Raw genomic sequence first — 26,234 nt, forward strand, 5'->3', positions numbered from 1 at the left:
CGCGGTCGGTGTACACCGCAGTGGCGGGGTCGGTGGCTGTCGGTTAGTCGTCGGTGGGTGCGGCGGCCGTCGAGGCGGTGTCGTCGTCGTCGGCGTCGAAGAGCGGGCTCTGGTCGCCGGGCGTGAGCGTGTTGAGGAGGAGGGCGGTGAGGGCGGTGACGACGACGGGCTGCCCGAAGAAGGTCTGGGCGGCCTGCGGGAGCCCGGAGAGGGCTTCGGGCGTGGTGGCGACGCCGAGGCCGAGGCCGAGGGAGACGCCGAGGATGACCATGTTTCTCCGGTTCAGGTCGGCGTTGAGGGTGATGAGGCGCGCGCCGGAGGCGGCGACCATGCCGGCCATGAGGAGGACAGCGCCGCCGAAGACGGCGTCGGGGATGGTGGCGACGGCCGCGCCGACTTTCGGGCTGAGGCCGAGGACGGCGAGGAAGCCGCCGGCGATGGCGACGACGTGCCGGCTCATCACTCCAGTGAAGTTGATGACGCCGGCGTTCTGGGAGAAGGAGGTGACGGGGAACGCGCCGAAGATGCTGCCGAGGCTGGAGAGGCCGCCGTCGGTGAAGAGGCCGCCGCGGAACTCCTCGTGGGTGGGAGTGCGGCCTTCGGCGCTGGTGACGCTCGACATGTCTCCGACGGTTTCCATGGCGGAGACGAGGAAGAGGAAGGCGAAGGTAACGATGGGGACTGGGTGGAACTCGAAGCCGAAGCGGCCGGGGACGGGCACGGCGAACCACGCGGCGTTGGCGACGGGCGCGAAGTTCACGATGCCGATGGCGACGGCGGCGACGTAGCCGACGGCGATGCCGGCGAGGGTCGCGAGCAGTCGGGTGACGCCGGACGTGAACATGTTGAGGCCGACGGAGACGGCGAGGACGAGCGTCGCGAGGAGGATGTTGTGGAGCGCGCCGTAGTCCTCTGCGCCGACGCCGCCGGCGACGTTGTTCATCGCGGACGGGATGAGGTAGAGGCCGATGATGACGACGACGAGGCCGGTGACGAGCGGCGGGAAGTAGGGTTGGATGCGTTCGAACTGCCAGCCGATGAGGCCTTCGACGAGGAGGCCGGTGACGAGAATCGCGCCGAAGACGGCGGCGAGCCCGTAGTTCACGCCGATGGTCGACGCGGCCCCGACGAAGGTGAAACTCGTCCCCATGACGACGGGGAGTTTCGCGCCGACCGGACCGACCGTGTAGGCCTGCACGACCGTGGCGAGCCCCGAGAAGAGCAGGACCATCTGGACGATGTAGGCGGTGTTCGCGGCGCTGAGACCGACCGCGCCCGCGACGATGTAGGCGACGGCGGTCGCCGGAACGATCATCACGGCGACGTGCTGGAGGCCGAGCAGGATGGACTTTACCAGCGGTGGTTTCTCGTCGAGGCCGTACGCGACGTGAATCTCCCCGTCGGACATCTTGCTCGGCACGAGCAGAGCCGGCCCAATAAGCGTTCCGCGTTCACGCTCAAAACGACACTCGAAAAACCGAATCTATGCAGGTTCGTGGTTAGTCGTGGATGGTGACGCCGGACTCGTCCACGGTGATGTCGAGGAGGCTCGTCACCTCGTGGTCGGTGTCGTCGAGCGCGGACGGCCCGACTTTCCGGAGGACGACGACGATGTCCGCGATGTCCGCGCCGATGCCGTCGAGCGCGTCCGTGATGGCGGCGAGCGTCCCGCCCGTCGAGAGGAGGTCGTCGAGGATGAGGACGCGGTCGCCCGCCTCGACGTCGTTGATGTACATCTCGCTCTCCGAGTAGCCGGTCGTCTGGTGGAGCGCGACCTCACCGTCGAGGCCGTACTCGCGCTTCCGGATGACGACGAGCGGGATGTCCGTCTGCAGCGAGAGGGCGGTGGCGATGTGGATGCCCATCGCTTCCGGTGCGACGATCTTGTCGACGTCGAGATCCGCGGCGCGCGTGACGCCGACGACGACTTCGCGCAATAGTTCGGGCTTCAGCATCGGCACGCCGTTGCTGATGGGGTGGACGAGGTAGTGGTAGCCGTCCTTGTCGACGATCGGGGCGTCGTGGAGCGAGTCGCGGAGTCGGTCCATACCTACTCTTTCCGCAAACCCCGGAAAAACGGTTCGCTCTCGACTCAGAGCCCGGTCGGGTGGTCGACGAACGTCGTCTCGACGCCCCAGTCGCCCGCGAGCGCCTGGAGCGACTCGACGCCGAACGTCTCCGTCGCGTAGTGCCCCGCGAGGAACACCGTGATTCCGGCCTCCCGCGCCTCGTGGTAGACCTTCCCCTTCCCCTCGCCCGTCACGAGGGCGTCAGCGCCGGCGTCGACGGCTTCGTCCAGCCAGTCCGTCCCGCTCCCCGTCAACACCGCGAGCTGTTCGAGCTCGTCCGGGCCGAAATCCAGTACTCGCACCGACCCCGGGCCCGTGTCGAGTGCGTCCTCGAGGACGTTCTTGACCTCGTCAGCCGCGAGCGCCTCCGGGAGGAGGCCCTGCGTCCCGACGTACTCCGGGCCGAGACTCCCGAACGGCGCGCGGTTCCCGAGGTCGAAGAGGTCCGCGATTCCCGCCGCGTTCCCCAGCTCCTGGTGGCCGTCGAGCGGGAGGTGGGAGACGTAGAGCGCGATATCGTTCTCCACGAGCGGCGCGATGCGCTCGTACGACCGCCCCGTCACTCGGTCCAGCCCGCCCCAGACCACTCCGTGGTGCGTCACGAGCACGTCCGCGTCCCGCTCGACCGCTTCTTCCACGGTCGCCTCGACGGCGTCCACCGCGAACGCCGCGGACTCCACCTCGCCCTCCAGCGACCCCACTTGCAGGCCGTTCGCCGACGCGTCCACGTCCGCGTACGCCGCAGTCTCCAGTTCCTCGTCCAGCCGCGCGACGAACTCCGAGCGTTCCATACTCGCTCTTCGACGCGCCCGCGCCAAGAAATCACTGACACGCGTTCAAATACGAAGACGCGGTCAATCTGTCTCGTGACCTGACGACGACCCGCCGGGACCCAGCGGTTGTGCGACTCCGCCCCGGCGGACGCGCTCGGCGAGCGAGGACGTCGAGCGCGAAACGTAGAAGTCGCCCGTTCGCCACAATCAGCGACGCCACCGTCCACGCGCTACGATTGCCGGTCAGCCGCCCCGGGCGGGGAAACCGAGAGGCCGGGGGCTTTCGGCGGTGTCGCCGACGGGGTGTCCACACCGGCCCGAGAAAAACCCCTCACCGACTGCTAGCGTGTGCGAAGACGAACGCGCGGAGGAGTTTCGCGGCGAGGACGGGCGCTTGCCCGTCGTCGCCGTCGTTGACTTCGACGACATCGAACCCCGCTGCGCGAGGAGCGACGTCGCGGACGACGCGGCGCATCTCTCGCGGGGTGAGTCCGAAGGGTTCGGGGGTTCCCGTGCCGGGTGCGAATCCGGGGTCGGCGGCGTCGATGTCCACGGAGAGATAGGCGTCCCCGTCGAAGTCCGGCGTCCACTCGCTCACGTCCTCGGGCGGCACAACCGTAACGTCCGCCTCATTGGCGCGCTCCCACTCGGCGTCGCTGCCGGCGCGCGCGCCGAGCACGACCGCTTCGTCCACGGTTTCGAGGGCGTGACGAGTGACGGTCGCGTGACTCCACGGGTTCCCGTCGAGTTCCTCGCGGAGGTCGAGGTGCGCGTCGAGCACGACGAGGACGTCGGGGTCGACGGCCGCCACGCCAGCCGCCGTGACGGTGTGTTCGCCGCCGACGAGGAGAGGGACGGCGTCGTCGCGGACGACGTCGCGGAGTTCGGCTTCGAGGAAGTCGAGGTACTCCTCGGCCGCGTCCCACGCGTGCACGTCGCCGGCGTCGGCGACGTCGAGCGAGACGAAGGACTGGTCGGTGTGGTGGTCGTAATCTTCGAACCCGCGCGCGAACCGGCGCACGCGGTCCGGGCCGAAACGCGCGCCCGGCTGGAAAGAGGTAGAGACGTCCAGGGGCGCGCCGACGACCACGTAGGCCGCGTCGTCGACGTCGGCGTTCGCCCCGGGGAACACGGTTATTCGAGGACTTTCCGCTGGCCTTCGAACTCGAGGAACTCGATCTCGTCGTCGGGCTCGACCTCGACGTCCTCGGGAATCTCCATCGTGATGGTCTCGAAGGTCTCGAGGTCCATGACCTGCACGACCGTCTCGGACTCCTTGGAGACAATCTGGCCCTGCTTCCGGTTGATGAGGGGGACGCGGATCTTCGCGTCGACCGGCTGGCTGAGGCTCCGCTTCTTCCCGTCGAAGACCCCGCGCGCTTCGATGCGGGCTTTCGCGCTCCCGTGCTTCCCGGGTTTCGCGGTGGAGTACGCGTCGATCTTACACGCCGCGTCGTCGATCATGACGTAGTTGCCTTCCTGAAGGTCGCGAACTTCCTTCTGCTCCTGAGCCATACCGCGCTTTCACGCCTGCCGGGTATAAACCGTTTGGAAGCCCGTCAGCGGCGCGCCCGCTCCGGTCGCGCGGTTCGGGTCAACGGCCGCCGCGGCGATTCTGCAGTGACTGCTGTGCCATCTCGCCGGCGGCGCGGATGCTCGAACTCCCGCGCTTCGGCGTGCGGAGCGAGCGGAAGAGCCCGGCGAGCACGACCAGCGTCAGTCCGCCGGCGACCGCGGTCGCTTCGAGGTCGGCGAACGCGTAGAGGAAGGCCGTGGAGAACACGCCGCTCGCCGCGAGCACGGCGTAGGAGAGCCGGCGTGCGAGCCGGTCGAAGACGCCGTTCCCGTCCTCGACGTCGGCGCGGACGTAGAGGTCGTCGCGGTCCACGCGGTCGAGCGTCCGCTCCAGCTTCCGCGGGACGCGGAGCATCGACTGGGCGGCGCGCGCCGTCTCCGTCCCGTACTCTTCGAGGAGCTGTTTCGCGGACTCCTCGTGGTAACCCTGTTCGAGGAGGTAGTCCGTCGCGGTGTCGATGAAGTCGAAGTCGGGGTCGAGCGTCAGGCAGACGCCTTCCACCACCGTGGCGACGCGGAGGACGAGCGCGAGCTCCGAGGGGAGTCGGAGCGGGAACTCGTAGATCGTGTCTTCGACCTTCCCGACGATCTGCTGGACGCGGTGTTCCTCGATGGCTTCTCCCCGGGCGTCCTGGATCGCGAGCTCCATCACTTCGGTCATGACGGCGCGGTCGGCCTCCGGGCTGAGCGCGCCGAGCTCGACGAGCACGTCGAGAATCGCGTCCGTGTCCTGGTCGGCGGCGGCGACGTAGAACTCCACGAGCTTCCCCTGGACGAAGTCGTCGACCCGCCCGCTCATCCCGAAGTCGTAGAAGACGACGGTGCCGTCGTCCTGCACGGCGAGGTTCCCCGGGTGGGGGTCGGCGTGGAAGACGCCGTCGGCGACGAGCATCTGCATGTACGCGCGCTGGAGGCGCACGGCGACCGCGTGCCGGTCGACGCCCCGCCGGTCGAGCGTTTCCACGTCGCTGATCTTCGTCCCGTCGAGGAACTGCATCGTGAGCACGCGCTCTCCGGAGCGCTCGTCGTAGACCGCGGGGATGGCGATGCCGTCGTCGTCCGCGAAGTTCCCGCGGATCTCTTCGAGCATCGCGGCCTCCCGCTCGTAATCCATCTCCTCGCGAATCGTCTTCGAGAACTCGTCCGCGAGCGTCTCCAGGCTGAACGCCCGCGCGTCGTCGGCGACGAAGAGGATGACGGGGAGCATCCAGCGGACGACGCGCAGGTCGGCTTCGACGAGCGGCTCGATACCGGGCCGCCGGACCTTCACGGCGACCGTCTCACCGTCTATTTCGGCCTTGTACACCTGCCCGAGGCTCGCGCCGCTGATACTGTCCGTGTCGAAGTCGTCGAACGCGTCATCGACGGGTCCGACTTCGGCTTCGAGGACCTCGCGCGCTTCCGCCCACTCCGCGGGCGGCACGCGGTCCTGGAGCTGCGTGAGCACGTCGACGTAGGTCGGCGGGAGGACGTCCGGGCGCGTGGAGAGCAGCTGGCCGAGCTTGATGAAGGTCGGGCCGAGCGTGAGCAGGCTCTCCACGAGGTGTTCGGCGCGCGCCGTCTGCATCCGCGTCGTCACGCGCCGCCGCCCGCCGAAGAGGAGGAACCGCCGGCGGTCGCGGAGGTAGCTGACGACGAGCGGAAGGAACTGCCACGCGACGACGACGAACCGCCAGTAGGCGCGCAGCGACGCCACGAACTAGTCCTCGACCGGAATCGTGCGCCCGCTGCTCGCGCGCTTCGGGATGGTGACTTCGAGCACGCCGTCGTCGAGGGACGCCGACGCCTCCGTCTCCGTCGCGTCCGGCGGGAGCGGGACGTCGGCGTCGAGGAAGAGCGCGCGGTCCTCGCGGTGGTAGCTGAAGCCCTCCGGTACCGCCTTATCGCGGCGGGCGGACACGTGGAGCGTCAACCCCTCGACGCTGAGGTCGACGCCGTCGGGCGTGACGCCGGGGAGGTCGAGGACGAGCAGGTAGGCGTCGTCGGACTCGAGGAGGTCCGCGAACACGCCGTCGGGGAGGTTCTGGAGCGCCTCGCGCAGACTCGACATACGACTCGCTTGGAGGGCGAGAGCGAAAAAACCGGTGGTCGGAACCACACCCCCGGCTCCGCCCCGACGCCGCCGACCGTGACGCCGCCGACCGTGACGCCGCCGACTTCGCCGCGACGTCGCCGACCATGGCTTGGCGCGTTCGGGCGACATCCGATAGTGCTCCGCGCTCAGCGCGCCGGGCGATGTCGCGGGTGTGGCCGTCTCCGCACGGCTTTTCCACGCGCCGACCGAACCAGGCGTATGACGAATCACGCCGACCGCCGCGAATCCGGGTTCAAGGCACACACCCGGGTCGCGGCCGCCCGAGACGCCCTCCTCGACGCCGCCCCGCCGCACGGCCGCGTGGAGCGCGTCCCGGTCGCCGACGCGGACGGCCGTGCGCTCGCGGACGCCGCCGCCGCGCGCCGCGACGTCCCCCACTACGACCGTGCGGCGATGGACGGCTACGCCGTTCGCGCCGCCGACACTCTCGACGCGCGCGGCCACTCCCCCGCCGTCCTCGACGTCGTCGACGGCGACGTCGGTCCGAGAGAGGCCGCGTCCGTGCACACCGGGAGCGCTGTGCCGGCGGGCGCGGACGCCGTCGTGATGGTCGAAGACACCACGCGACGCGACGGCCGCGTCGAGGTCGCCGGGCCGGTCGCGGAAGGCGGGAACATCGACCCCGCCGGCTCGGACGTCGACGCCGGTGGGACGGTGCTCGACGCCGGCCACCGCCTCCGCGCCACCGACCTCGGCCTCCTCCGCGCCGTCGGCGTTCGCGAGGTCTCGGTCGTCGAGAAACCCACGGTCGCCGTCGTCCCGACCGGTGACGAGGTCGTCGCGCCCGACGCGGACCCCGCTCCCGGCGAAGTCGTGGAGACGAACGCGCTCACGCTCACGCGCCTCGTCGACCGCTGGGGCGGGACGGCGAGATACCGCGACGTCGTCCCGGACGACGCCGACGCGCTCGCCGACGCCCTCGACCGCGACGCCGACGCCGACCTCATCGTCACCACCGGTGGCTCTTCCGTCGGCGAACGCGACCTCATCCCCGACGTGGTCGCCGAACGCGGCGACGTCCTCGTCCACGGCGTCGCCCTCAAACCCGGCCACCCCGCCGGATTCGGCGTCGTCGACGACACGCCCGTCCTCTTCCTCCCCGGATCGCCCGTCGCCGCGGTCGTGAACGCCCAGACCTTCCTCCGGCCCGCACTCAAGCGCCGGGGCGGCCTCCCGCTCACGGACCCCCCTGCTGTCGACGCGCGACTCGCCGGGAAGCTCCGCAGCGAACCCGGCGTCCGCACGTTCGCCCGCGTCGCCCTCGACGACGCCGGAAGCGAGCGCGTCGCGACGCCCGTGAGCACGAGCGGCGCGAGCAAACTCTCCACCATCGCCCGCGCGGACGGCTGGGTGCAGATTCCCGAATCCGTCGAAGGCGTCGCCGCCGGCGACACCGTTACGGTCGAGGACTGGGAGGCGTCCCTATGAGCGACCGCCGCGAGTTCCGCGACCTCGCCGCCATCGACGACGCCCGAGCGACCGTCGCCGACCTCGACCTCGACCCCGGAACCGAACGCGTGCCGCTCGCCGACGCCCGCGGACGCGTCCTCGCGGAGCGCGTCGACGCCGGCCTCGATGTCCCCGGCTTCGACCGCGCGTCCATGGACGGCTACGCCGTCCGCGCCCGCGACACCGTCGGCGCGACCCAGAGCGACCCCGTCACCCTCGACTACGCCGGCGCGGTCCACGCCGGCGACGAACCAACCGTCGCCGTCGACCCCGGGACCTGCGTCGAAATCTCGACCGGGGCGGTCCTCCCCGACGGCGCGGACGCCGTCGTCATGGTCGAACGCACCAGCGAACGCGACCAAGCGGTCGAGGTTCGGTCGGCCGTCGCGCCCGGCCAGCACGTGATGGTCGCCGGCGCGGACATCGCCGCCGGCGAACGCGCCCTCGGCCCCGGAACCCGACTCACCCCCCGCGAAATCGGCCTGCTCGCCGCGCTCGGCGTCGACGCCGTCCCGGTGCGGAAACAGCCAGCCGTCGGTATCGTCTCCACCGGCGACGAACTCGTCCCGCCCGGCGACCCCCTCGACAGCGCGCGCGGCGAAATCTACGACGTCAACTCCGCCACCATCGCCGCCGGCGTCGCCGAAGCCGGCGGCCGCCCGAAACGCTACCCGCACGCCGGAGACGACTACGACGAACTCGAAACGCAACTCCGCCGCGCCGCCGAGGAGTGCGACCTCGTCCTCTCCTCCGGCTCGACGTCGGCGTCCGCCGTCGACGTCGTCTACCGCGTCATCGAGGATTTAGGAGACCTTCGGCTCCACGGCGTCGCCGTCAAACCCGGGAAACCAATGCTCGTCGGCACACTTGGTGACGCCGCCTACGTCGGCCTCCCGGGGTATCCCGTGTCCGCGCTCACCATCTTCCGCACCTTCGTCGCTCCCCTGATCCGGGACGCCGCCGGCCTCCCCGAACCCCGCACTGCCGCCGTCGACGCGACGCTCCACGGCGAGGAGCGCTCCGAGGAGGGCCGCACGCGCTTCCTCCCCGTCGGCCTCGTCGAAACGGGCGAGCAGACGCTCGCCTACGGCGTCGACAAGGGGAGCGGCGCGACCACCTCGCTCGTCGACGCGGACGGCGTCGTCGAAATCGACGCCGACACAGCCTACCTCGCCGCCGGCGAACCAGTCTCCGTCCAGCTGTTCTCCCCCGACGTCCGGACCCCCGGCCTCCTCGCCGTCGGCGAAGACGACCCCGCGTTCGCCCGCGCCCTCGACAGCGTCTCGAACCCCCGCTATCTCTCCCGCGGCTCCCGGCCGGGGGTGCGGAAACTCCGCGACGGACTCCCCGACGTCGCCGTCGCCGCGGGACCAACTGTAGTCGACGGTTCGATAGACGTCGACGTCACCGACAACGCCGTCGGCGGTTCGACAGACGCCCTCGAACTCGCCTCGTGGACGCGGGAGTGGGGGCTCCTCGTCCCCGCCGGGAATCCCGACGGGATTCACGACCTCGGCGACCTCACCGGCGACGTTCGCTTCGTCAACCGCGGTACCGACGCCGGGCTCAGGGCGTCCTTCGACGCCGCGCTCGACGACTTCGCCGCCGACCGCGGAACGACCCGCGGCGACCTCACCGACGCCATCGACGGCTACGCGTTCACCGTCAACGCCTACGAATCGCCCGCGCGGGCGGTCAACGACGGGAAACGCGACGTCGGACTCGGCCTCCGAGCTTCCGCCGACGCCCTCGGCCTCGACTTCCTCCCGCTCGGCGACGAAGCCGTCCGCGTCCTCGCCAACCCCGAGAGAACCGACAAACCCGGCGTGAACGCGCTCGGCGACGCCCTCGACGCCTTCGACTTCGACACGCTCCCCGGCTACGACCGCTGAGAGCGCGTCAGTCCCCGCCGGCGGGAGCGCGGAGGTCGTCGAAGGAGGTGATGCGGTAGTCGCCGAGGACGCACTGCCCGCGTTTCCCGGGGTCGTGGCGTTCGACGTGGACGGAGTCGAGACCGGCGTTCGCAGCGGCGTCGATATCGCTCGCGCCGTCGCCGACGTAGACGCCGGCGTGGTCGCGCGCGTCGAGGTCGTCGAGCGCGAGGTGGAGCGGCCGCGGGTCGGGCTTGTAGCCCGTATTTTCGTCGCAGCAGACGACGACGTCGAACCAATCCCGGATGTCGAGGTGGTCGAGGACGGGTCCAGCGAGGAACTCCGCGCAGTGCGTGACGAGGCCGACGGGCCGGTCGAGGTCGGCGACGAACGCCGCGTCCTCGTGGAGGTAGGTCGCCTCCGCGCGCACGACGGGGTCTTCGACCGCGTGGAAGGCGTCCCAGAACGCACCGGGGTCGAGCCCCCACGCGCGGAGCTGGGCGTCCCGACTCCCGCCGAGGCCGTGCCAGAGCACCTCCCGTTCGTACGTGGAGAACTCCCGGCCGAGTCGGTCGCCGACGCGGTCGAACACCTCGCGGCGGTACGCCGGCTCCGCGTCGACGAGCGTCCCGTCGAGGTCGAGGAGCCAGACGTCGTAGGCGTCGGACGGAATCATGCGAGAGAGTTAGGCCGGCATCCGCTATGAGTCTTCGGCCGCCGCCGGGTGAACGTTCAAGTACGAGCGGGCGGCCAGCCTGTCGCGTGACCTGAACCCGGTCGCTCGACGCCGGAGTCGGAACGCGGCGGCGCAACGTCGAGCGCGCGAGTCGAGCCGCCCGAACGCCCCCTGCGTCCGGCCAGCCACGCCCCCGCTATCGTTCGGGTCCGCCGAGGCCGACTTCCAGCCGGCTCCCGAGGTACTTGTTCACGACCTCGTCTACGCTGTCGGCCTTGAACTCGTCCAAGTCGTTCGCAATCTCCTCGCGGAACGCCGCCAAGTACTCCTCGTCGACCTCGAAGGCTCTGAACTCGACGTTCTCGACGGGTACGTCGAGGACCTCCTCGCAGCGGTCGCGGAAATCCTCCGGATCGTTCACCTCGCCGCGCCAGAACGTGTCCCGGAAGAAGAGCCAGCCGTCGCTCCCCGGCCGGTCCGCGTCCTTCACGAACGACGTCTCGAAGCGCTCCGGGTCCACGTGCAGGCCCATCGGCGTGTCCACGCGGAACGTGAGCGCGAACCGATACCGGCCGTTCATCTATCGGATGGCGTCCACTTCGGCGGCCAGGTCGAGGTCTTGCTCCGTCACGCCGCCCGCGTCGTGCGTCGTGAACGCCACCTCCACCTCCTTGTAGCGAATCGTGATCGTCGGGTGGTGGAACTCCTCTTCCGCGATTTCGCCGACTTCGCTCGCGAACGCCACGCCCGCGAGGTAGTCGTCGAACTCGTACTGGCGGGTGATTTCGTCGTCGACGTACTGCCAGCCGTCGGGAAGTCGGTCACGAATCTCGTCGGCGTCGAGTCGTTCGGCCATACCCGGGTGGTCGCCCGCCCCGCCCTTAAGCGTGGTCGCAGAAGTGATTTAATCGTCGTCCGCCGCGACGATCTCGTCCGGGGTCGTCCCCGGGAACGCGGACTCGTCCTCGAACTCGGGGTCGAAGAGGTCGAGCGCCGCGGCGATAGTCGCCCAGTCGTCCTCTTGGGCGGCGTCGCGGAGACTCTTGGTCGGCGCGGCGAGAATCTGGGAGACGAGGGCGTCGGCGAGCGATTCGACGACCTCGCGCTGCTCGTCCGTGATGCCGCCGCGCGCTTCGAGCTTGCTGAAGGCGGTGTCGAGCTCGCGGGACTTCAACTGGCCCGCGGAGGCGTACATCGCGCCGATGACCTCGTCCGCGCGCTTGCGCTTGTACTGCACGAGGAGGTTCTCGAACTCCTCGGTCACCATGTGATCGACGCGTTCGGCGGCCTCGCGGCGGCGTTCGCGCGTCGACGCCGTGACGTCCTCTAAGTCGTCGAGCGTCAACACCGTCGTCTCCTCGTCGAGCGCGGTCGCGACGTCGCGCGGCTGCCCGAGGTCGATGCAGACGGCGTCCCCGACCGGATGCGCCTCGGTGACGATCGGGTCGGTCGCGCCGGTCGCCGCGACGACGACCTCCGCGTCCGCCACCGCGTCCCCGAGCGCGTCGAGGCCCACCGCGTCGGCCGACGCGTCGAGTTCGTCGACGACCCACGACGCGTGCTCGACGGTCCGGTTCGCGACCGTGACGTGGCCGGCGTCGGCGGCGGCGAACGCCTTCGCCGCGAGCCGCCCCATCTCGCCCGCGCCGACGACGACGGCCGTCGACCCCGCGAGATCCCGGTAGTCGCCGGCGAGCTCGACCGCGGCGCTCCCGAGGCTCACGACGCCCTCGTTGATGCGCGTCTCCGTCCGCGCTCGCTCGCCGACGTGAATCGCCTTCGTCACGGCGTCCCGGAGGACGGGGCCGACGGCGTTCCGCGACGCCTCGAAGCCGTCGCGGACCTGGCCGAGCACCTGGTCCTCGCCGAGCACGACCGATTCGAGGCCGGCCGCGACGCGGAGGAGGTGGCGGAGCGCGCTCTCGTGGTCCATTTCGACGACGTGCTCGGCGTCGAGCGCGCGGTCGAGCGCGCTCCGGCCGGCCGCGTCCGTGCTCGCGACGACGTACGCCTCGACGCGGTGGCACGTCTGGAACGCGAACGCCTCCGTCACCCCCGGCTCCTCGCGGAGCGCGGCGGCGGCGCTCTCGACGTCGTCGAACCGCGCGGCCTCGATGTCCTCGATAGACGCGACGTCGTGGGAGACGCGAATACCCGCGACGACGCCAGTGTCTGTGTCCTTCATCTTACTCTGCGTCGCCGAGATGCGCGCGCACCACGGCGGCTGCTTCTCGACGTGGCTTCGCCGTCCCCGCACGTAAAGCCTTCCAAACCGGTGCCGACCGCACGACCGCGCGCACCGCGTCCCGCCGCACGTCCGGCGCGACCCCACGGGCTTTCAGGTCCGCGCGAATCTCCCCCGTAATCGCCGCCATCTCGCCCGCGCCCTCGATATCCGCCTCGATCTGCTCGCGGAGGTGCTTCGCGAGCGCCGGACTCGCCCCGCCCGTCGTGATGGCGACCGACACTGGGTCGTCCTCGACGGTCGCCGGGACGACGACGCTCTTCCCGTCGCGACTCCCGGCGCGGTCCGCGCGATTCACGAGCGCGCCGCGCTCGCGCGCCACCGTCACGACCGCGTCGTTCACCGCCGCGTCGTCAGTCGCCGCGACGGCGAGCAGCGGCTCGTAGGCGTCGAAGAACTCGAACACCGACTCCGTCGTCGGCTCCGCCTCCACGAGCGTGCTCTCCCCGAAGTCTTCGTCAGCGAACGCCGGACTGACGACGTAGACGTCCGCCTCCGCGGCGAACCGCCGCGCCTTTCGCGCGCCGACCCGACCGCCGCCGAACACCACGACCGTCTCGCCCGTGAAGTCGAACGCGAGCGGAATCATCCGCTACTCCGCCGTCCCCGCCGACTCGGAGGCGTCGGCGTTCTCGTCCGCTGCATCGCTCTCGTCCGCCACAGCGGTGTTCGCGTCCGCGCGCTCCGCCAGCCGAATTCCCGTCTTCTTCAGGATCCGCGTCGAGAAGAGCGTGTCCCAGTCGTCGTCGCCGACGTCCCAGTACTCGCTCATCACGTCTTTCACCTGCTGGACGCGCGCTTCGCTCTCCGCCTCGCTGCGGCCGTGCGTCATCGCGAAGAAGTTGTACGGCCACACGCCCTCGTGGCGCGGGCGCTCGTAGCAGTGCGTCACGAACTCCAGGCTCGCCACCGCGGGGCCGACGTCGTCGACGACGTCGTCCGGGACGTCCCAGACCGTCATCCCGTTCTCCGTGTAGCCGAGCTTGTAGTGGTTCGGCACCACGCCGATGCGTCGAATCTTCCCCTCGACGACGAACCGGCGGAGCGTCTCCAACACCCACTCGACGTCCGTTTCGAGCGTCTCCGCGACGTCCTCGTACGGCGTCAGCGTGAGCGGCAGCCCGTCCTGTACCTCCATGACGAGGTCGCGTTCGTCCGGCGTCAGCGACGTCCGCCCCGACGGGTCCGGGTTCGGGCCGAGCGCCGACAGGTCGACGTCCGCGTCCCGGAGCGGGCCGTCCACGTAGAATTTCGCCTCCACGCGGAACTCCTGTTGCTTCGGCAGATTGTACGTTTCTTGCCCGGTCTCCGCCTCGATTTCGGCGAGCACCTCCTCGACGCGGTCAGCGTCGGCGACGGAGACCACGAACCACATGTTCAGGTAGGGGTGTTCGCGCTCGTAGTTGTGCGCGACCTCGTGATGCGCGTTCACGAGTTCCGCGATCTCCTCGAACTCGTCCTCGGGCGCGTGCATCGCGACGAGCGTCGCGTGCCCGCCGATCTCTTCTGCGTTCACGAGCGGCCCGAACCGGGAGAGAACGCCCTCCTCGTCCAGCCGCGCGATGCGCTCTAAGAGCTCGTCCGGGTCGACGTCGACGCCGCGGTTCCGGAGCGTGTCCGCGGCCGCGCCGAACGGCCACCGAACCACGGGAAAACCGCCCTGAAAGGCGTTTACGATGGCTCTGTCACGGTCGTCGAGGTCGCCCGCAGTCATGTCTTGCGTTGTGTCAGCGGAACTCATAAGCGCGGGGGTCTACACCCGGAAGTAGTCGTCTTCGGTCACGCCGACCACGTCCGCGTCGAGCGTCTCCGCGAGCTCCGACACGATGGCGCGGTGCTCTGCGTCGTCCGTCGCCTCCCAGTAGATGACGACGTCGTACTTGGTCTCCCGCATCAGCTGCTGGCACTCCCAGACGAACTCGTCGTTCGAGAGCGTCAGCCCGTGATGCTGGTTCACGCCGAAGCGGTCGTCGTCGTTCCCCGAGTAGATGTACGTGTCCTCCTCGGCGACGTGCGCGGAGATGACGTCACCCGCGTCGAGCGTCACCTGATGCATCATCGACTCCTCTTCGGGGCCGAGATTCGTGTGAATCACGGCACCGTGCAACTCGATATCCCCCGGCTCCAGCAGCGCCGCCGCGCGCTGATAGAGGTCTTCGTTCGCCGCGTCGCTCATACCCCATACTCTACCGTTCGGCGCTTTACGCCTGACGGTTCCCCCGTGCGAGGCAGAAGGCTGATACCGACGGACGACGCACTCACTCACTAATGCGTGCGTGGCTCGCCCGCCGATTCGACGCCGCCTACGAGCGCGTGCTCCGGCACGAAATCTCCGGCGCACCGAGTCACGTCGCCGTCATCCAGGACGGAAACCGCCGATACGCCCGTAAACACGGCCAGGACGCGAGCGACGGCCACGAAGCCGGCGCGGAAACCACCGAACGCGTCCTCCAGTGGTGCGCCGACATCGGCGTCGACGAACTCACCCTCTACGCCTTCTCCACCGAGAACTTCGACCGCCCGCCCGAAGAACGCGACCGCCTCTTCGACCTCCTCGAAGAGAAACTCTACGCGTTCGCCGACCGCGACCGCATCCACGACGAAGGCGTCCGCATCCGCGCCATCGGCGAAACCCACCGACTCCCCCCGCGCGTCCGCGACGCCATCGACTACGCCGAACGCCGCACCCGCGACTACGACCAGTTCACCCTCAACGTCGCCGTCGCCTACGGCGGCCGCGCCGAGTTACTGGGAGCGGCCCGCGACGTCGCCCGCGCCGTCGACACCGGCGACCTCGACCCCAGCGACGTCGACGTCGACGCCGTCGACGCCCGCCTCCACGACGACCCCGTCCGCGACGTCGACCTCATCATCCGGACCGGCGGCGACGAACGCACCTCCAACTTCCTCCCCTGGCACGCCAACGGCAACGAAGCCGCCGTCTACTTCTGCACGCCCTACTGGCCGGAGTTCTCCCGGATCGACTTCCTCCGCGCCGTCCGCACCTACGAATCCCGCGAGGAATCCTGGCGGCGCGCCCGCGCCGAACGCGCCCTCGCCCTCCTCTCCGCCCTCGGCGGCGTCGAACTCCGCGAAGCCCGCAGCGTCCTCGACCGCTTCCGCGACCACGCCCCCGATGGCGTCGACGTCGACGACGACACTCCCACCGCGACGAGCGACTAACCCGATTCTCCGCGTTGCAGGCGACTGATGGCGAGCCACGCCGCAGCACCGACGACGAGACACGCACCGCCGACGACGCTCGCGGTCCGCCACACGTCCGCGAACCAGTGGAACGCGCCGGCGGCGTTCAGGACGACGAGCGTCGCGACGACCGCGACGACGACTGCCGGCGCGACCGCGTTCTCACGCCGGTACGCCCACGCACCGACGCCGGCGAACGCCGCGCCAATCAGGACCGGCACGGCGACGCCGAGCGCGTCGAAGAACCCCCAGCGATCGTAGGTCGCGTACACCTGGTAGTACGTCCCGCTCTTCTCGACGAAGTAGTACCCGTGCCCCATGGACAGGTGGTCACCCCGATACTCGAAATCCGGCGGCGCGCTCCCCTCCCCGTACACCACCGAGGCGTTGTCCGCGTCGGCGAGTGCGCGGTCGAACAGCTGTTGCCCGCGCTCGGAGAGGTTCCCGTAGGCGAGCACGGCGTCATCCGGCGCGTCCGGTCCTGGGTCTCCTGAACCCGCGACGTAGAGGCTGTACTCGGTCGCGCCGCCGTGCGTTGACGCCACGGCCTGCCCCGCGACAACCATTCCGAAGACCACGAGGAGGAGCGCGGGAACCTGCCAGCGGTTCATACCCGTCGGTCACGACGACGTATCAAATGTCTTCTGAACGAAACGAACGCGAGTGTTCGACGGAAACGACCGCTACTCGTACGTCTCTTCGAGGTACTCCACGATGTCGTCACTCTCGTACATCGTGACCTCGTTCTCCGTGTCCACGAGGTAGGGAACCATGTCCTCGCCGCCGGCCTTCAGCTCCTCGTACGTCACTTCGTTCGTGACGTCGCCGCCCATCCCGCCCGGCAGGCGGGGGTTGTGGATGACGTAGGACACGCCGAGCTCCGAGAGCTTCTCCCGGACCTTCGCGCAGTGCGGACAGCCCTCCGACTGGTAGAGTTCGAGCATCACCAGCGAGTACGACCGTCGACGGCGTAAAAGCCCCTGAAGCGGCAGCGAACGCGTCTTCTACGCCCGTCGTCGCTTCGCGCGCAGTGAACTACACGCGAATCGGTGGTTCGCGTTCTCCGCACTCGCCTCCGGCCCGTGCGGACTACCGCGAGACGACGGGAGAGTCGCTCCGCGACTCACCCGCTGCGACTCGCGTCATTCGGCAGATTCGGTCGCTTCGCTCCCTCACCTGCCGAACCGACGCTGCCGGTTCTGGTACTCCTGCACCGCGCGGAGGTAGTCGCGTTCGCGGAAGTCCCGCCAGTTGACGTCGGTGAAGTACAGCTCGGAGTAGACGGACTGCCAGATCATGAAGTCGGAGAGGCGTTCCGCGCCGGTCTTGACGACGAGGTCGGGGTCGGCGGGGAAGAGGAGGGAGTCCTCGATGTCTTCTTCGGTTATCTCGTCGGGGTCGAGGTCGTCGTCGGCGACGCGTTCGGCGACGCCGCGGACGGCGGTGGCGAACTCGTGTTTCCCGCCGAGGCCGACGCCGACGCGGATGGGGGCGTCGGCGGGTTCGGTGTCGTCGGGGCCGCGGACGGCGAGGCTTCGGGGGGCGTCGAGGTCGGCGAGCTCGCGTTCGAGCGTGGGGACGGCGGCTTCGTCGAGGACGCTGACGTAGACGGTGACGCGCTCTGCGCCGTACTCGAACGCCCAGTCGAAGAAGGCTTCGAGGGTGTCGTACGCGCCTTTCTCGAGGAGGTCGCGTTCGGTGATGACGAGGGCGACGTGCGCGGGCGGCGGTGCCGAGTCACGGCGGACGCGGAGGGCGAGGTAGCGGTCGTAGAGTCCCACACTCGGAGTGGGGGTGGGAGCGCCGTAAATCGCTCGCCGGCCGCGGGAGAGCGACGGAGCCTTGGCCGTCGCGGGCGAGAGGCGAGACATGAAGGTCGTCAGTATCGTCGGTGTGAGCGACGCGGGGAAGACGACGCTCGTCGAACGCCTCGTGCCAATCTTCGCGGAGCGCGGGCGGGTGGGGACGGTGAAGTCGATGCATCACGACTTCGAACTCGACGAGGAAGGCAAAGACACGCATCGCCACCGGACGGCGGGCGCGGCGCGCGTCGTCGGCGTCACGCCGTCGCTCACGGCGACGTTCGAGCCGCGGGGCCGCGACGACTACGAGGACGCGGACGCCGCGCTCGACGCGCTCCTCGACGGCTTCGAGGGGTTCGACGTCGTGCTCGTCGAGGGGTTCCGGGAGGCTGACACGCCGAACGTGCTCGTCGGCGACCAGCGCGAACGCGCCCTCGCCGGCGACGTCGTCGCCACCGTTTCGGACGGGACGGCGGACGACGTCGACCTCGTCGGCCTCCGCGACCGCGTCCTCGACCTCCCCGACTACTGACTCTCGCCGGGTCGGGACGCTTATGTGCGGGCGAGCGGAACCCTCGATACTGTGAATCGGCCGCTCCGACGCGCCGGCGCGTACGCACTCCTCTCCCTCCTCGCGCTCGCCGCGCCCACGCTGGGCCGGCTGGCCGCCGTGCCGTTCGCCGCCGTCGCCGTCGCCGCCTACTTCGTCACCGACGGCCGCGCCTTCGACCTCTTCGCCTACCCCTGGGACGAACGCGCCGGCCGCCTCGAAACCCTCCTCGGCTTCTCCCTCGCCGCCACCGGCCTCAGCGTCGTCTACAGCGTCGGGAGCTTCGACCTCCCGCTCGCCGTCTACGTCGCCACCCTCCTCGCCGTCGGCTTCGGCGACCTCGGCCGCGTCCTCGCCCTCGACTCCGTCGAGGACGAAGCCGCCGGCGCGGCCGGCTTCGGCGTCCTCGGGTTCGCCGCCGCCACCGCCGGCCAGCTCGCCGTCGCCCAGTCGCGCCCGGCCATCGCCGTCTTCCTCGCCGCGAGCGGCGTCCTCCTCGCCGCCCTCCTCCGCTCCGTCTTCACCGAGAAAGACGACCCGCTCGTCATCCTCTCCGTCGCCCTCCTCCTCTGGCTCTTCGCCGACCTCCACCCCGACGTCGGCGCGGTCCGCGTGGGCGTCGCCATCGCCGCCACCGTCGTCTTCGGCTACCTCTCCTACGCCACCGGCGCGGCCTCAGTAGCAGGAATGCTCACCGGCGTCTTCCTCGGCCTCTTAGCCGTCGTCCTCGGCGGCTACGGCTGGTTCGTCGTCCTCATGGCGTTCTTCGGCGTCGGCGGCCTCTCCACGAAGTTCCGCTACGACGAGAAGACCGACCGGGGCGTCGCCGAGGGGAACTCGGGCGCGCGCGGCACCGGGAACGTCCTCGGGAACTCCGCCGCCGCCCTCGCCGCGCTCTTACTCTACGCCGCCAGCCCCGGCCTCCCCGTTCCCTCGGACGTCTTCCTCTTCGCGTTCGCCGCCTCCGTCGCCACCGCGCTCGCCGACACGCTCTCCAGCGAAATCGGCGGCCTCTACGGGCCGCCCCGCCTCATCACCACGCTCGAACCCGTCGACCCCGGCACCGACGGCGCGGTCACCTGGCAGGGCGAACTCGCCGGCCTCGCCGGCGCGGCGCTCATCGCGCTCCTCGCGCTCGCCCTCACCCCGCTCGACGCCGTCGACGCCGTCGTCGTCCTCGTCGGCGGCATCGCCGGCATGACGATGGACAGCCTCGCCGGCGCGACCATCGAAGGCGACCGCCTCGGCAACCAGTCAGTGAACTTCCTCGCCACCCTCACGGGCGGCGTCGCCGGCGGTCTGCTCGCGCTCGCCTTCGGCCTCGCGTAAGGTACAGAAACTAGAAGTCGCCGTGGGTGTGGACGCGGACGCCCGCCGGCTGTTTCACGTACTCGCCCTCGCTCGCGCCGACGACCACCCCGACGTCGCGCTGCGCGGCGACGTCGAGGAGGCGCTGCGGGACGGCGGCGTCGAGCACGACGACGTGCGGCGTCGAGTCGGCGACGAGGTCGAACGCCTCGTCGGCAGCGCCCTCCGAAACGGTGTCGAGGTCGGCGTCGAGACAGACCGCGCGCCCCGACCCCGCGACGTCCGCGACCACGTCGCCGAGCGACCGCACGACGGGCTCTTCGCCCTCCGATGCGGGCTCGACCGCCGCCGCGTCACCGGCTCCCGCGGTGTCCACGGACTCTTCGGATTCGGCCGCTTCGGCCGCGTCAGCCGCCGGCGATTCGGTCTCCATCGGCGTCGACTCGCTCGCGTTCTCGCTCGCCGTCGACGCAGCGGTGTCGGCGGCGTCCGCTCCGGTCGCGTCGGACTCGCCGGGTTCGGACGGACGAGTGCGCGCGACCAGCTCGGCTTCCACGCCGCCGCCGGTGGACGCAGCACTCGTCGGATTCGACGCGCGCTCGCCGACGGCGTCCGTGTCGGCGTCCGCCGCGTCGCCCGCGGAAACCTCGCCGTCGCGCTCGTCGTGGGGTTCGTCACCGGCTTCGTCGTTTGGTTCGTCGGACGCGTCGGTGTGCGCGTCGACGCTCTCGAACGGCGTCTTCGCGCGGAGCGCCGCGTGGACTTCCTCTCGCGAGAGGTCCTCGACGGACTTCCCGTCCGGCGCGTGCGCGACCGCGTCGACGTCGCCGACCTGTGCGAGTTCGCGGAGGATGAGTTCGCCGCCGCGGTCGCCGTCGAGGAACGCCGTCGCGTGCTTTTCGCGTGTTAACTCGGCGACGGCGTCCGGGACGTTCGTCCCCTCGACCGCCACGGCGTTCTTGATGCCGTACCGGAGGAGCTGATTCACGTCCGCGCGGCCCTCCACGACGACGACGGCGTCGGAGGACTCCACGTGCGGGCCGGCGGGGAGCCCGTGGAACTCGGTGATGTCCTCCACCTTGATGCTCTCGCGGACTTCGGAGACGATGTCCGCGGAGTCGAGCGCGCCCTCGTCGAACTTCGTATTGAGGAGCTCCTTCGCGCGGTCGACGACCCGCCGGCGCTTCGCCGCGCGGACGTCCTCGATGCGCGCCACTTCGACGCGCGCCATGCACGGCCCGACGCGCTCGATGGCCTCCAGCGCCGCCGCCAGAATGGCGGTCTCGACGCGGTCGAGGCTCGACGCGATGGTGATGCGGCCGAAGGACTGCCCGCCCTCCGATTCGACCTCCACGTCGATGCGTCCCAGCCGGCTCGACTCCTGGAGGTCGTGGATGTCGAGGTCGTCCCCCAGCAAGCCCTCAGTCTGCCCGAACACCGCGCCGACGACGTCGCTCCGCTCGACGACGCCGTCGGCGACGACGTCCGCGTGAATGAGGTACTTCGCAGTGTCTTCCATAGGGGGTCTCGGTTCCTCTACAAGTTCGGGACCGCGCCGCAAATAGCTAACGCACCCACGGCTCGCCGTCGCATCGCCACTCTCCCCGTAGCCCCGTCGCTCGCCACTCTCCCCGTAGCCCCGTCGCTCGCCACTCTCCCCGTAGCCCCGTCGCTCGCCACTCTCCCCGTAGCCCCGTCGCTCGCCACTCTCCCCGTAGCCCCGTCGCTCGTCACCGTCGCGACCGCCGGCGGCTCGACGCGCCGCCGCGGGCAAAACCATTACCGACTCGCTTCCGTAGCCCGAGCTATGTACGACGACGTGTTGCTTCCGTTCGACGGGAGCGAGGGCGCGAGCGCGATTCTCCACCACGCCGCCGAGGTCGCGGCGTGGGCCGACGCGACGGTGCACCTCCTCTTCGTCGCCGACACCGCGCGGCACTCGGTCACCGTGGTCGACGGCGCGACCGTCGACGGGCTCGCCGAACGCGGCGCGGAACTCCTCGACGAGGCCGAGCGCGCGCTCGGCGACGCGGGCGTCGACTACACGACCGACGTCGTGCAGGGGAACCCCGCGCCGACCGTCGTCGAGTACGCCGAGCGATACGACCACGACCTCGTCGTGATGCCGACGCACGCCCGCGAGGGGCTCTCGCGCTACCTCGTCGGGAGCGTCACCGAGAAGGTCGTCCGGCTCTCCTCGGTCCCGGTGTTGACGGCGCGGATGCGCCCCGACGAACGCCTCGCCTTCCCCTACGAGGGCATCCTCGTGCCGACCGACGGGAGCGAGCACGCGGTGCGCGCGGCGGAACACGCGTTCTCGCTCGCCGGCGCGCTCGACGCGACCGCGCACGTGCTCTCCGTCGTCGACGAGACCGCGCTCGGTATCGACGCCCGCGCCGGGATGGACGGCGCTGGCGAGGACGCCGCACGGGACGCCGTCGACGACCTCGTCGCTCTGGCCGACGAGTACGGCGTCGACGTCGCCCGCCACGTCGAACACGCCACGCCAGTCGAGGGGATTCTCGACGCGGTCGACGCGAACGACGTCGACGCCGTCGTGATGGGGACGACCGGCCGCCGCGGCACGGCCCGCATCCTCCTCGGGAGCGTCGCCGAGAAGACCGTCCGCGCCGCACCCGTCCCGGTCGTCACCGTCCGCGACTCGACCTGACGCGCGCGGCCTCTCACTCCCCGCGTCGCCTGGTGTCCGCGAGGGCGAGCGCGGCGACGGCGACGAGGAACGCGCCGACGAGTGGCCGGAGGAGGACGACTAACGCCTGTAACGAGTAGGTGGGAGGGGCGGTCAGCGTCGCGGCGTTCAGGGCGAATATCGGGAGCGACTGTCCGCGGACGCTCCAGAGTGAGAGACCGACGGACTGACCGAGGAGGTTTCCAACGGCGACGCCGACGGCGAGACCGGGGAGGAGGTCGGTCACCGAGAGTGCCGGGGAGCGACGAGAACGAACGGCGTAAAGCGCGGCGAAGAGGAGGACGGGGGTGACGAGGAACGGGCCGGCGGCGAGCGCGACCCACTCGGGCGGTGAGAGGGCGAGCGTCTGACTGTAGACGAGTCGAAGATGGGACTGGTAGACCATCGCGAGCCCGTCGAGGACGCAGAGCGCGGCGGTGAGGGCGAGCAGGAGACGCGGCGTCGGTTCGCGGTAGCGGGTGAGCGTCCGCCTGTCGATTGCCATGCGCACACTCGACGGCTGAGTGACATAGCCGTTCGGGGCCGCCCTACCGCAGGGAGACGCCTTTCGTCTCTTCGCCGAAGCCGAGGACGACGAGGCCGCCGACGGCGAAGGCGGCGGCGAGGGGGGCGAGGGCGAGCAGGTAGCCGTCGGTGACGAGCGCGCCGGCGAGGATGGGACCGATGACGGCGGCGATTTTACCGACGCCGCCGGCGAAGCCGTTGCCGGTCGCGCGGGCTTCGGTGGGGAAGAGCTCGGGCGTGTAGGCGTAGATTGCGCCCCACGCGCCGAGGGTGAAGAAGGAGGCGGCGAGGAGGCCGACGAAGAACGGCCAGAACCCCGTGATTCCGAGGCCGAAGCCGACGTCGGGCATGGCGGCGGCGAAGACGAAGGTGAAGACGCCGGAGGCGAGGAGGTAGACGCCGAGGGTGAGGCGGCGGCCGACGCGTTCGACGAGGTAGGCGGCGGAGAAGTAGCCGGGGAACTGGACGACGGCGATGAGGAGGAAGTAGTAGTAGACGTTGCCGACGAGGCCGGCGGCGGAAACAGTTTGAGGGAGCCAGATGAAGACGCCGTAGTAGCCGAAGTTGATGCAGAACCACGCGGTCGCGATCATCACGGTGCGGGTGCGGATGTCGGCTTCGAAGAGCCGGCGGAAGCCGGGGGCGTCGATTGATTCGACGGCGTCCGGGTCGATGAGGGAGGGTTCGTCGCCGTTCTCCGCGGCGATTTCGCGGAGGCGGTCGTTCGCGGCGTCGACGTCGCCGGCGCGCGCGAGGTAGTAGGGCGTCTCGGCGAGCTGGGTGCGGATGATGAAGACGAGGAGGCCGGGGAGGGCGGAGGCGACGAAGAGGAGCCGCCAGCCCTCGACAGCGCCGAAGACGGGGACGACGACGGTGCCCGCACTCCCGGGGAGGAAGGCGAGGAAGAGCCACGCGAGGGCGACGGCGAACCCGTATCCGAGCGGCCAGAAGGCGTCGAGGTAGACGAGGTACCGGCCGCGCCGACTAGTAGGTAAGTGTTCGGAGAGGTAGGAGGTGTCGACGGCGAGCGCGCCGCCGAGGCCGACGCCGGTGAGGAAGCGGAGAGCGAAGCCGGAGTAGAAGCCGACGGCGAGGGCGGTGAGGCCGGCGAAGGCGGCGTAGGTGAGGACGGTCCACTGGAAGGCGGGTTTGCGGCCGTATCGGTCGGCGACGTACCCCCAGCCCCAGTTGCCGAGAATCATACCGAGGAGGCTGGCGGACCCGAGGACGCCGGCGGTGAAGCCGGAGAGGCTCCAGGCGTCGAGGAGGACGGGGAGGGTGAAGCTGATGACGATGACCTCCATGCCGTCGAAGGCCCACGCCGTCCCGCAGATGGCGAGGAGGCGGCGGTGGAAGCCACCGACGGGGAGGCGGTCGAGCGCCGCGGACACGGACTGGCCTGAACTCATAGTGACTACTGATTGTGCAAACCCATATATAGATTAGGTTTGGCTGAGTGTCTGCCGTTTCGAAGAAGAATTTTCTTCGGACGCGGCTGGTAACGCTTTTCACTCGTTCATCCCTCGTACCGACCATGCAGACGCACATCGTCCCGGTCGGCTTCGACTACGACCGGCTCATCGCGCCGCTCGTCCGCGAGCGCCTCGAAGTCGATAGGGTCGTTCTCTTCGAGGGCGCGGTGGGGAGCGACGCGAACGTCGAGTACTCCCGGCACCTCGCGGAGAAACTGGAGAGCGACTTCCGGAACCTCCTCGGCGCGGAGACCGAACGCGTCCGATTAGACGACGTCTACGACTACGACGCGGCGTTCGCGCTCGCCTTCGACCGCATCCAGGACGAACTCGACGCCGGCGGCGAAGTCTGGGTGAACATCGCCTCCATGCCCCGCCCCGTCTCCTTCGCGTTCGCGACCGCCGCCCACTCCGTCATGGTCGAGCGGGAGGCCGACAGAGACCGCATCCACACCTACTACACCGCCCCCGAGAAGTACCTGGAGACCGAACTCGCCGAAGAATTACGGGAGAGCGTCGCCCTCCTCGACGCCGCCCGCGACGGCGACGTCGACCCCAGCGCCCTCGACGACCACCTCGCCTCCGCCCGCGCGCTCCTCGACGAGTTCGACGACCGCGGCACCACCGTCGGCGCGAAGGAAATCGACGGCAGTCACGTCGTCGAACTCCCCGTCGCCTCCTTCCAGAACGTCAAACCCTTCGAGGAGCTCGTCCTCTTCACCGTCGGCGAACACGGCGAGTTCGCTTCTGTCTCTGAGCTCGCCGAAACCCTCGCCGCCGACCTCGGCGAGGAGTACACGGACTCCTTCCGCTCGAAGGTCATCTACAACGTCGACCGCCTCGGCCCCGGCGGAAAAGGCTACTTAGAGCAGGAACGCGAGGGGAAATCCCACCGCACTCGCCTGTCGCGCATCGGCGAACTCTGGGTGCGCGCACACGCCGGCGAGCGCGACAGCGAGTAGCCGAGTCGGGCGAAGAAACTCGAGTCGTGCAGTAGGCCAGCCGCGCGAGCTCCTACGGTGATTCGGCGCGCGCTTCGAGTTTCTCCGCGCGGGTGGCGAGCGCGAGGAACGCGCCGAGGACGGTGAGGACGACCGCGCCCGCGGCCATCTGGAGGTGCGGGGTCGTCGGGTGGGTGTAGAAGCCGGTGGCGGCGTCGACGGCCTGCGGCGGAAGGACGGTGTGGTGGGGGGTTCCCGCGAGCGGGACGAAGTAGTCGACGACGTCGTTGAGGAGGTAGTAGGCGACGGCGACGGCGACGGCGGAGACGCGGAAGTCGCTGTAGCGGTAGACGACGAAGGCCTCGACGGTCATGGCGAGGTGACTCCAGAACAAGAAGTTGTACATGAGCGGGTGGAGGCCGGCGAAACCGTCCTTGAAGAGGAGGAGCGTGAACGGCGTCCAGAAGCCGAGTTTGATGCAGCCCATGAACGCGAGGGCGTCGAGCCACTGGCGCTGGCGGCCGACGTACCAGCAGAGCAGGCTCATCGCGATGAAGAACGTCGCCGTCGGCGAGTCGGGGACGAGCGGCCAGAACGCGAGCGGCTCGTGGCCGAGCTGCGGGATGTAGTAGTAGAAGCCGAACGCGGTGCCGACGAGGTTCACGAGGACGATGAGCGGGAGGAGGCGGTACGCGAGGTCCTCCACGCGCTCGGGGAGCGGCGCGACGTACCACGGGAGCGACTCACGGTCGGGCCAGGCCATGGCGGGAGAGGGAGCGCGGAGCGCAAAGGACTACCGACTTCGCGAGTCTACCGGTCGACGACGGTGCCCCCGGTCGCGTCGACGGCGGTGTGCTCGGCCTCGTTGACGGCGCGCTCGGGCGACTCGACGAGTGACGATATCGGCGGTGTCACGCTCGTTCGCTTCGTTTCGATGGGCGCTTGGGGGGCTCGCTCGTCGCGGCGGTGTTCCGCAATCGGCATTACTTA

Annotated in this window: 29 protein-coding genes; 7 read left to right on the forward strand and 22 right to left on the reverse strand. The window is 69.9% G+C overall.

The window, feature by feature from the left end:
- Window positions 1–43: 43 nt before the first annotated feature.
- From IEY26_RS03410 to IEY26_RS03440, 7 genes are all read right to left on the reverse strand, one after another.
- Entirely contained in the window at window positions 44–1,408 is a 1,365-nt protein-coding gene (locus tag IEY26_RS03410; protein WP_188975847.1) for a uracil-xanthine permease family protein, read from the reverse strand.
- Window positions 1,409–1,499: 91 nt separating this feature from the next.
- On the reverse strand, window positions 1,500–2,048 hold the full coding sequence (gene hpt / locus IEY26_RS03415; protein WP_188975849.1) for a hypoxanthine/guanine phosphoribosyltransferase: 549 nt from the start codon (window positions 2,046–2,048) through the stop codon (window positions 1,500–1,502).
- Between the two features lie 44 nt (window positions 2,049–2,092).
- A complete protein-coding gene (locus IEY26_RS03420; RefSeq protein ID WP_188975851.1) occupies window positions 2,093–2,860 on the reverse strand; it encodes a Nif3-like dinuclear metal center hexameric protein in 768 nt (255 codons plus the stop codon).
- 313 nt (window positions 2,861–3,173) lie between these two features.
- A complete protein-coding gene (gene speB / locus IEY26_RS03425; RefSeq protein WP_188975854.1) occupies window positions 3,174–3,974 on the reverse strand; it encodes an agmatinase in 801 nt (266 codons plus the stop codon).
- Between the two features lie 2 nt (window positions 3,975–3,976).
- Window positions 3,977–4,357 carry a translation initiation factor IF-5A gene (locus tag IEY26_RS03430; RefSeq protein ID WP_188975856.1) on the reverse strand — a complete coding sequence of 127 codons (381 nt, stop codon included), beginning with the start codon at window positions 4,355–4,357 and terminating at the stop codon, window positions 3,977–3,979.
- Between the two features lie 79 nt (window positions 4,358–4,436).
- Entirely contained in the window at window positions 4,437–6,113 is a 1,677-nt protein-coding gene (locus tag IEY26_RS03435) for an ABC1 kinase family protein (RefSeq protein ID WP_188975858.1), read from the reverse strand.
- A gap of 3 nt (window positions 6,114–6,116) precedes the next feature.
- Window positions 6,117–6,467 (reverse strand): Hsp20/alpha crystallin family protein, encoded by a 351-nt coding sequence (locus tag IEY26_RS03440; RefSeq protein WP_188975860.1) that lies wholly within the window; start codon window positions 6,465–6,467, stop codon window positions 6,117–6,119.
- 243 nt (window positions 6,468–6,710) lie between these two features.
- Between IEY26_RS03440 and IEY26_RS03445 the strand changes: the two genes are divergently transcribed.
- Together IEY26_RS03445 and IEY26_RS03450 are read left to right on the forward strand one after the other, a co-directional pair.
- A complete protein-coding gene (locus IEY26_RS03445) occupies window positions 6,711–7,940 on the forward strand; it encodes a molybdopterin molybdotransferase MoeA (RefSeq protein ID WP_188975862.1) in 1,230 nt (409 codons plus the stop codon).
- On the forward strand, window positions 7,937–9,853 hold the full coding sequence (locus tag IEY26_RS03450) for a molybdopterin biosynthesis protein (protein WP_188975864.1): 1,917 nt from the start codon (window positions 7,937–7,939) through the stop codon (window positions 9,851–9,853). Before IEY26_RS03445 ends, IEY26_RS03450 begins: the two co-directional genes overlap by 4 nt.
- Window positions 9,854–9,860: 7 nt before the next feature.
- Here the strand turns inward: IEY26_RS03450 and IEY26_RS03455 are convergent, their stop codons facing one another.
- The 7 genes from IEY26_RS03455 to IEY26_RS03485 all read right to left on the reverse strand — a co-directional run bounded on the left by IEY26_RS03455 (window position 9,861) and on the right by IEY26_RS03485 (window position 14,929).
- Complete coding sequence (locus tag IEY26_RS03455; RefSeq protein WP_188975866.1) at window positions 9,861–10,508, reverse strand: HAD family hydrolase; 648 nt, start codon at window positions 10,506–10,508, stop codon at window positions 9,861–9,863.
- Between the two features lie 196 nt (window positions 10,509–10,704).
- Complete coding sequence (gene lwrS / locus IEY26_RS03460) at window positions 10,705–11,088, reverse strand: LWR-salt protein (protein ID WP_188975868.1); 384 nt, start codon at window positions 11,086–11,088, stop codon at window positions 10,705–10,707.
- A complete protein-coding gene (locus tag IEY26_RS03465) occupies window positions 11,089–11,364 on the reverse strand; it encodes a 4a-hydroxytetrahydrobiopterin dehydratase (protein ID WP_188975870.1) in 276 nt (91 codons plus the stop codon).
- Window positions 11,365–11,412: 48 nt separating this feature from the next.
- Window positions 11,413–12,693 (reverse strand): glutamyl-tRNA reductase, encoded by a 1,281-nt coding sequence (gene hemA / locus IEY26_RS03470; RefSeq protein WP_188975871.1) that lies wholly within the window; start codon window positions 12,691–12,693, stop codon window positions 11,413–11,415.
- 1 nt (window position 12,694) lies between these two features.
- The gene (locus tag IEY26_RS03475) at window positions 12,695–13,342 is read right to left on the reverse strand and encodes a precorrin-2 dehydrogenase/sirohydrochlorin ferrochelatase family protein (protein ID WP_188975873.1); all 648 of its coding nucleotides are present in this window, start codon (window positions 13,340–13,342) and stop codon (window positions 12,695–12,697) included.
- A gap of 3 nt (window positions 13,343–13,345) precedes the next feature.
- Window positions 13,346–14,467 (reverse strand): siroheme decarboxylase subunit beta, encoded by a 1,122-nt coding sequence (gene ahbB, locus IEY26_RS03480; RefSeq protein WP_188975875.1) that lies wholly within the window; start codon window positions 14,465–14,467, stop codon window positions 13,346–13,348.
- A 39-nt stretch (window positions 14,468–14,506) separates the two neighbouring features.
- Window positions 14,507–14,929 (reverse strand): DUF5778 family protein, encoded by a 423-nt coding sequence (locus IEY26_RS03485; RefSeq protein ID WP_188975877.1) that lies wholly within the window; start codon window positions 14,927–14,929, stop codon window positions 14,507–14,509.
- A 92-nt stretch (window positions 14,930–15,021) separates the two neighbouring features.
- Here IEY26_RS03485 and uppS point away from each other — a divergent pair, with 92 nt between their 5' ends.
- Window positions 15,022–15,936, forward strand: a complete 915-nt coding sequence (gene uppS, locus IEY26_RS03490) for a polyprenyl diphosphate synthase (protein WP_188975879.1) — start codon at window positions 15,022–15,024, stop codon at window positions 15,934–15,936.
- Here the strand turns inward: uppS and IEY26_RS03495 are convergent.
- From IEY26_RS03495 to IEY26_RS03505, 3 genes are all read right to left on the reverse strand, one after another.
- A complete protein-coding gene (locus IEY26_RS03495) occupies window positions 15,933–16,568 on the reverse strand; it encodes a hypothetical protein (RefSeq protein WP_188975881.1) in 636 nt (211 codons plus the stop codon). The two genes, uppS and IEY26_RS03495, sit on opposite strands and share 4 nt — an antisense overlap.
- 72 nt (window positions 16,569–16,640) lie before the next feature.
- On the reverse strand, window positions 16,641–16,901 hold the full coding sequence (locus IEY26_RS03500; RefSeq protein ID WP_188977089.1) for a glutathione S-transferase N-terminal domain-containing protein: 261 nt from the start codon (window positions 16,899–16,901) through the stop codon (window positions 16,641–16,643).
- Between the two features lie 228 nt (window positions 16,902–17,129).
- Window positions 17,130–17,738, reverse strand: coding sequence for an undecaprenyl diphosphate synthase family protein (locus IEY26_RS03505; protein WP_188975883.1), 609 nt, complete (start codon window positions 17,736–17,738; stop codon window positions 17,130–17,132).
- An 88-nt stretch (window positions 17,739–17,826) separates the two neighbouring features.
- Here IEY26_RS03505 and mobB point away from each other — a divergent pair, with 88 nt between their 5' ends.
- Both mobB and IEY26_RS03515 read left to right on the forward strand, forming a co-directional pair.
- Window positions 17,827–18,291: a molybdopterin-guanine dinucleotide biosynthesis protein B gene (gene mobB / locus IEY26_RS03510; RefSeq protein ID WP_188975886.1), complete on the forward strand. Its 465-nt coding sequence runs from the start codon at window positions 17,827–17,829 to the stop codon at window positions 18,289–18,291.
- Between the two features lie 51 nt (window positions 18,292–18,342).
- Window positions 18,343–19,638: a DUF92 domain-containing protein gene (locus tag IEY26_RS03515; RefSeq protein ID WP_188975888.1), complete on the forward strand. Its 1,296-nt coding sequence runs from the start codon at window positions 18,343–18,345 to the stop codon at window positions 19,636–19,638.
- A 10-nt stretch (window positions 19,639–19,648) separates the two neighbouring features.
- Here IEY26_RS03515 and dnaG read toward each other — a convergent pair whose 3' ends face one another.
- The gene (gene dnaG / locus IEY26_RS03520) at window positions 19,649–21,136 is read right to left on the reverse strand and encodes a DNA primase DnaG (RefSeq protein ID WP_188975890.1); all 1,488 of its coding nucleotides are present in this window, start codon (window positions 21,134–21,136) and stop codon (window positions 19,649–19,651) included.
- A 288-nt stretch (window positions 21,137–21,424) separates the two neighbouring features.
- Here dnaG and IEY26_RS03525 point away from each other — a divergent pair, with 288 nt between their 5' ends.
- The gene (locus tag IEY26_RS03525) at window positions 21,425–22,288 is read left to right on the forward strand and encodes a universal stress protein (protein ID WP_188975893.1); all 864 of its coding nucleotides are present in this window, start codon (window positions 21,425–21,427) and stop codon (window positions 22,286–22,288) included.
- 13 nt (window positions 22,289–22,301) lie between these two features.
- Here the strand turns inward: IEY26_RS03525 and IEY26_RS03530 are convergent, their stop codons facing one another.
- Both IEY26_RS03530 and IEY26_RS03535 read right to left on the reverse strand, forming a co-directional pair.
- The gene (locus IEY26_RS03530; RefSeq protein ID WP_188975895.1) at window positions 22,302–22,811 is read right to left on the reverse strand and encodes a hypothetical protein; all 510 of its coding nucleotides are present in this window, start codon (window positions 22,809–22,811) and stop codon (window positions 22,302–22,304) included.
- Window positions 22,812–22,854: 43 nt separating this feature from the next.
- Complete coding sequence (locus IEY26_RS03535) at window positions 22,855–24,240, reverse strand: MFS transporter (protein ID WP_188975897.1); 1,386 nt, start codon at window positions 24,238–24,240, stop codon at window positions 22,855–22,857.
- 125 nt (window positions 24,241–24,365) lie between these two features.
- On the opposite strand from IEY26_RS03535, the gene IEY26_RS03540 reads away from it, so the two are divergent.
- Window positions 24,366–25,265, forward strand: a complete 900-nt coding sequence (locus IEY26_RS03540) for an HFX_2341 family transcriptional regulator (protein WP_188975899.1) — start codon at window positions 24,366–24,368, stop codon at window positions 25,263–25,265.
- A gap of 52 nt (window positions 25,266–25,317) precedes the next feature.
- On the opposite strand, the gene IEY26_RS03545 is transcribed toward IEY26_RS03540, so the two are convergent.
- Both IEY26_RS03545 and IEY26_RS03550 read right to left on the reverse strand, forming a co-directional pair.
- On the reverse strand, window positions 25,318–26,007 hold the full coding sequence (locus IEY26_RS03545; RefSeq protein WP_188975901.1) for a DUF1405 domain-containing protein: 690 nt from the start codon (window positions 26,005–26,007) through the stop codon (window positions 25,318–25,320).
- 47 nt (window positions 26,008–26,054) lie between these two features.
- Window positions 26,055–26,228 (reverse strand): hypothetical protein, encoded by a 174-nt coding sequence (locus IEY26_RS03550; protein WP_188975903.1) that lies wholly within the window; start codon window positions 26,226–26,228, stop codon window positions 26,055–26,057.
- Between the last annotated feature and the right edge of the window lie 6 nt (window positions 26,229–26,234).

It is taken from the genome of Halocalculus aciditolerans, from assembly GCF_014647475.1.
Classification (GTDB): Archaea; Halobacteriota; Halobacteria; order Halobacteriales; family Halobacteriaceae; genus Halocalculus; species Halocalculus aciditolerans.

Bases quoted from the DNA above. Each gene is read 5' to 3' on its own strand.
- IEY26_RS03475 (WP_188975873.1), bottom strand. From the start codon at position 13,342: ATGATTCCGCTCGCGTTCGACTTCACGGGCGAGACGGTCGTGGTGTTC.
- IEY26_RS03410 (WP_188975847.1), bottom strand. From the start codon at position 1,408: ATGTCCGACGGGGAGATTCACGTCGCGTACGGCCTCGACGAGAAACCA.
- hemA (WP_188975871.1), bottom strand. From the start codon at position 12,693: ATGAAGGACACAGACACTGGCGTCGTCGCGGGTATTCGCGTCTCCCAC.
- uppS (WP_188975879.1), top strand. From the start codon at position 15,022: ATGCGTGCGTGGCTCGCCCGCCGATTCGACGCCGCCTACGAGCGCGTG.
- IEY26_RS03455 (WP_188975866.1), bottom strand. From the start codon at position 10,508: ATGATTCCGTCCGACGCCTACGACGTCTGGCTCCTCGACCTCGACGGG.
- IEY26_RS03495 (WP_188975881.1), bottom strand. From the start codon at position 16,568: ATGAACCGCTGGCAGGTTCCCGCGCTCCTCCTCGTGGTCTTCGGAATG.
- IEY26_RS03530 (WP_188975895.1), bottom strand. From the start codon at position 22,811: ATGGCAATCGACAGGCGGACGCTCACCCGCTACCGCGAACCGACGCCG.
- IEY26_RS03535 (WP_188975897.1), bottom strand. From the start codon at position 24,240: ATGAGTTCAGGCCAGTCCGTGTCCGCGGCGCTCGACCGCCTCCCCGTC.
- hpt (WP_188975849.1), bottom strand. From the start codon at position 2,048: ATGGACCGACTCCGCGACTCGCTCCACGACGCCCCGATCGTCGACAAG.
- IEY26_RS03420 (WP_188975851.1), bottom strand. From the start codon at position 2,860: ATGGAACGCTCGGAGTTCGTCGCGCGGCTGGACGAGGAACTGGAGACT.
- mobB (WP_188975886.1), top strand. From the start codon at position 17,827: ATGAAGGTCGTCAGTATCGTCGGTGTGAGCGACGCGGGGAAGACGACG.
- IEY26_RS03445 (WP_188975862.1), top strand. From the start codon at position 6,711: ATGACGAATCACGCCGACCGCCGCGAATCCGGGTTCAAGGCACACACC.
- IEY26_RS03440 (WP_188975860.1), bottom strand. From the start codon at position 6,467: ATGTCGAGTCTGCGCGAGGCGCTCCAGAACCTCCCCGACGGCGTGTTC.
- ahbB (WP_188975875.1), bottom strand. From the start codon at position 14,467: ATGACTGCGGGCGACCTCGACGACCGTGACAGAGCCATCGTAAACGCC.
- IEY26_RS03525 (WP_188975893.1), top strand. From the start codon at position 21,425: ATGTACGACGACGTGTTGCTTCCGTTCGACGGGAGCGAGGGCGCGAGC.
- IEY26_RS03450 (WP_188975864.1), top strand. From the start codon at position 7,937: ATGAGCGACCGCCGCGAGTTCCGCGACCTCGCCGCCATCGACGACGCC.
- IEY26_RS03540 (WP_188975899.1), top strand. From the start codon at position 24,366: ATGCAGACGCACATCGTCCCGGTCGGCTTCGACTACGACCGGCTCATC.
- IEY26_RS03485 (WP_188975877.1), bottom strand. From the start codon at position 14,929: ATGAGCGACGCGGCGAACGAAGACCTCTATCAGCGCGCGGCGGCGCTG.
- IEY26_RS03545 (WP_188975901.1), bottom strand. From the start codon at position 26,007: ATGGCCTGGCCCGACCGTGAGTCGCTCCCGTGGTACGTCGCGCCGCTC.
- lwrS (WP_188975868.1), bottom strand. From the start codon at position 11,088: ATGAACGGCCGGTATCGGTTCGCGCTCACGTTCCGCGTGGACACGCCG.
- dnaG (WP_188975890.1), bottom strand. From the start codon at position 21,136: ATGGAAGACACTGCGAAGTACCTCATTCACGCGGACGTCGTCGCCGAC.
- IEY26_RS03500 (WP_188977089.1), bottom strand. From the start codon at position 16,901: ATGCTCGAACTCTACCAGTCGGAGGGCTGTCCGCACTGCGCGAAGGTC.
- IEY26_RS03465 (WP_188975870.1), bottom strand. From the start codon at position 11,364: ATGGCCGAACGACTCGACGCCGACGAGATTCGTGACCGACTTCCCGAC.
- IEY26_RS03430 (WP_188975856.1), bottom strand. From the start codon at position 4,357: ATGGCTCAGGAGCAGAAGGAAGTTCGCGACCTTCAGGAAGGCAACTAC.
- IEY26_RS03550 (WP_188975903.1), bottom strand. From the start codon at position 26,228: ATGCCGATTGCGGAACACCGCCGCGACGAGCGAGCCCCCCAAGCGCCC.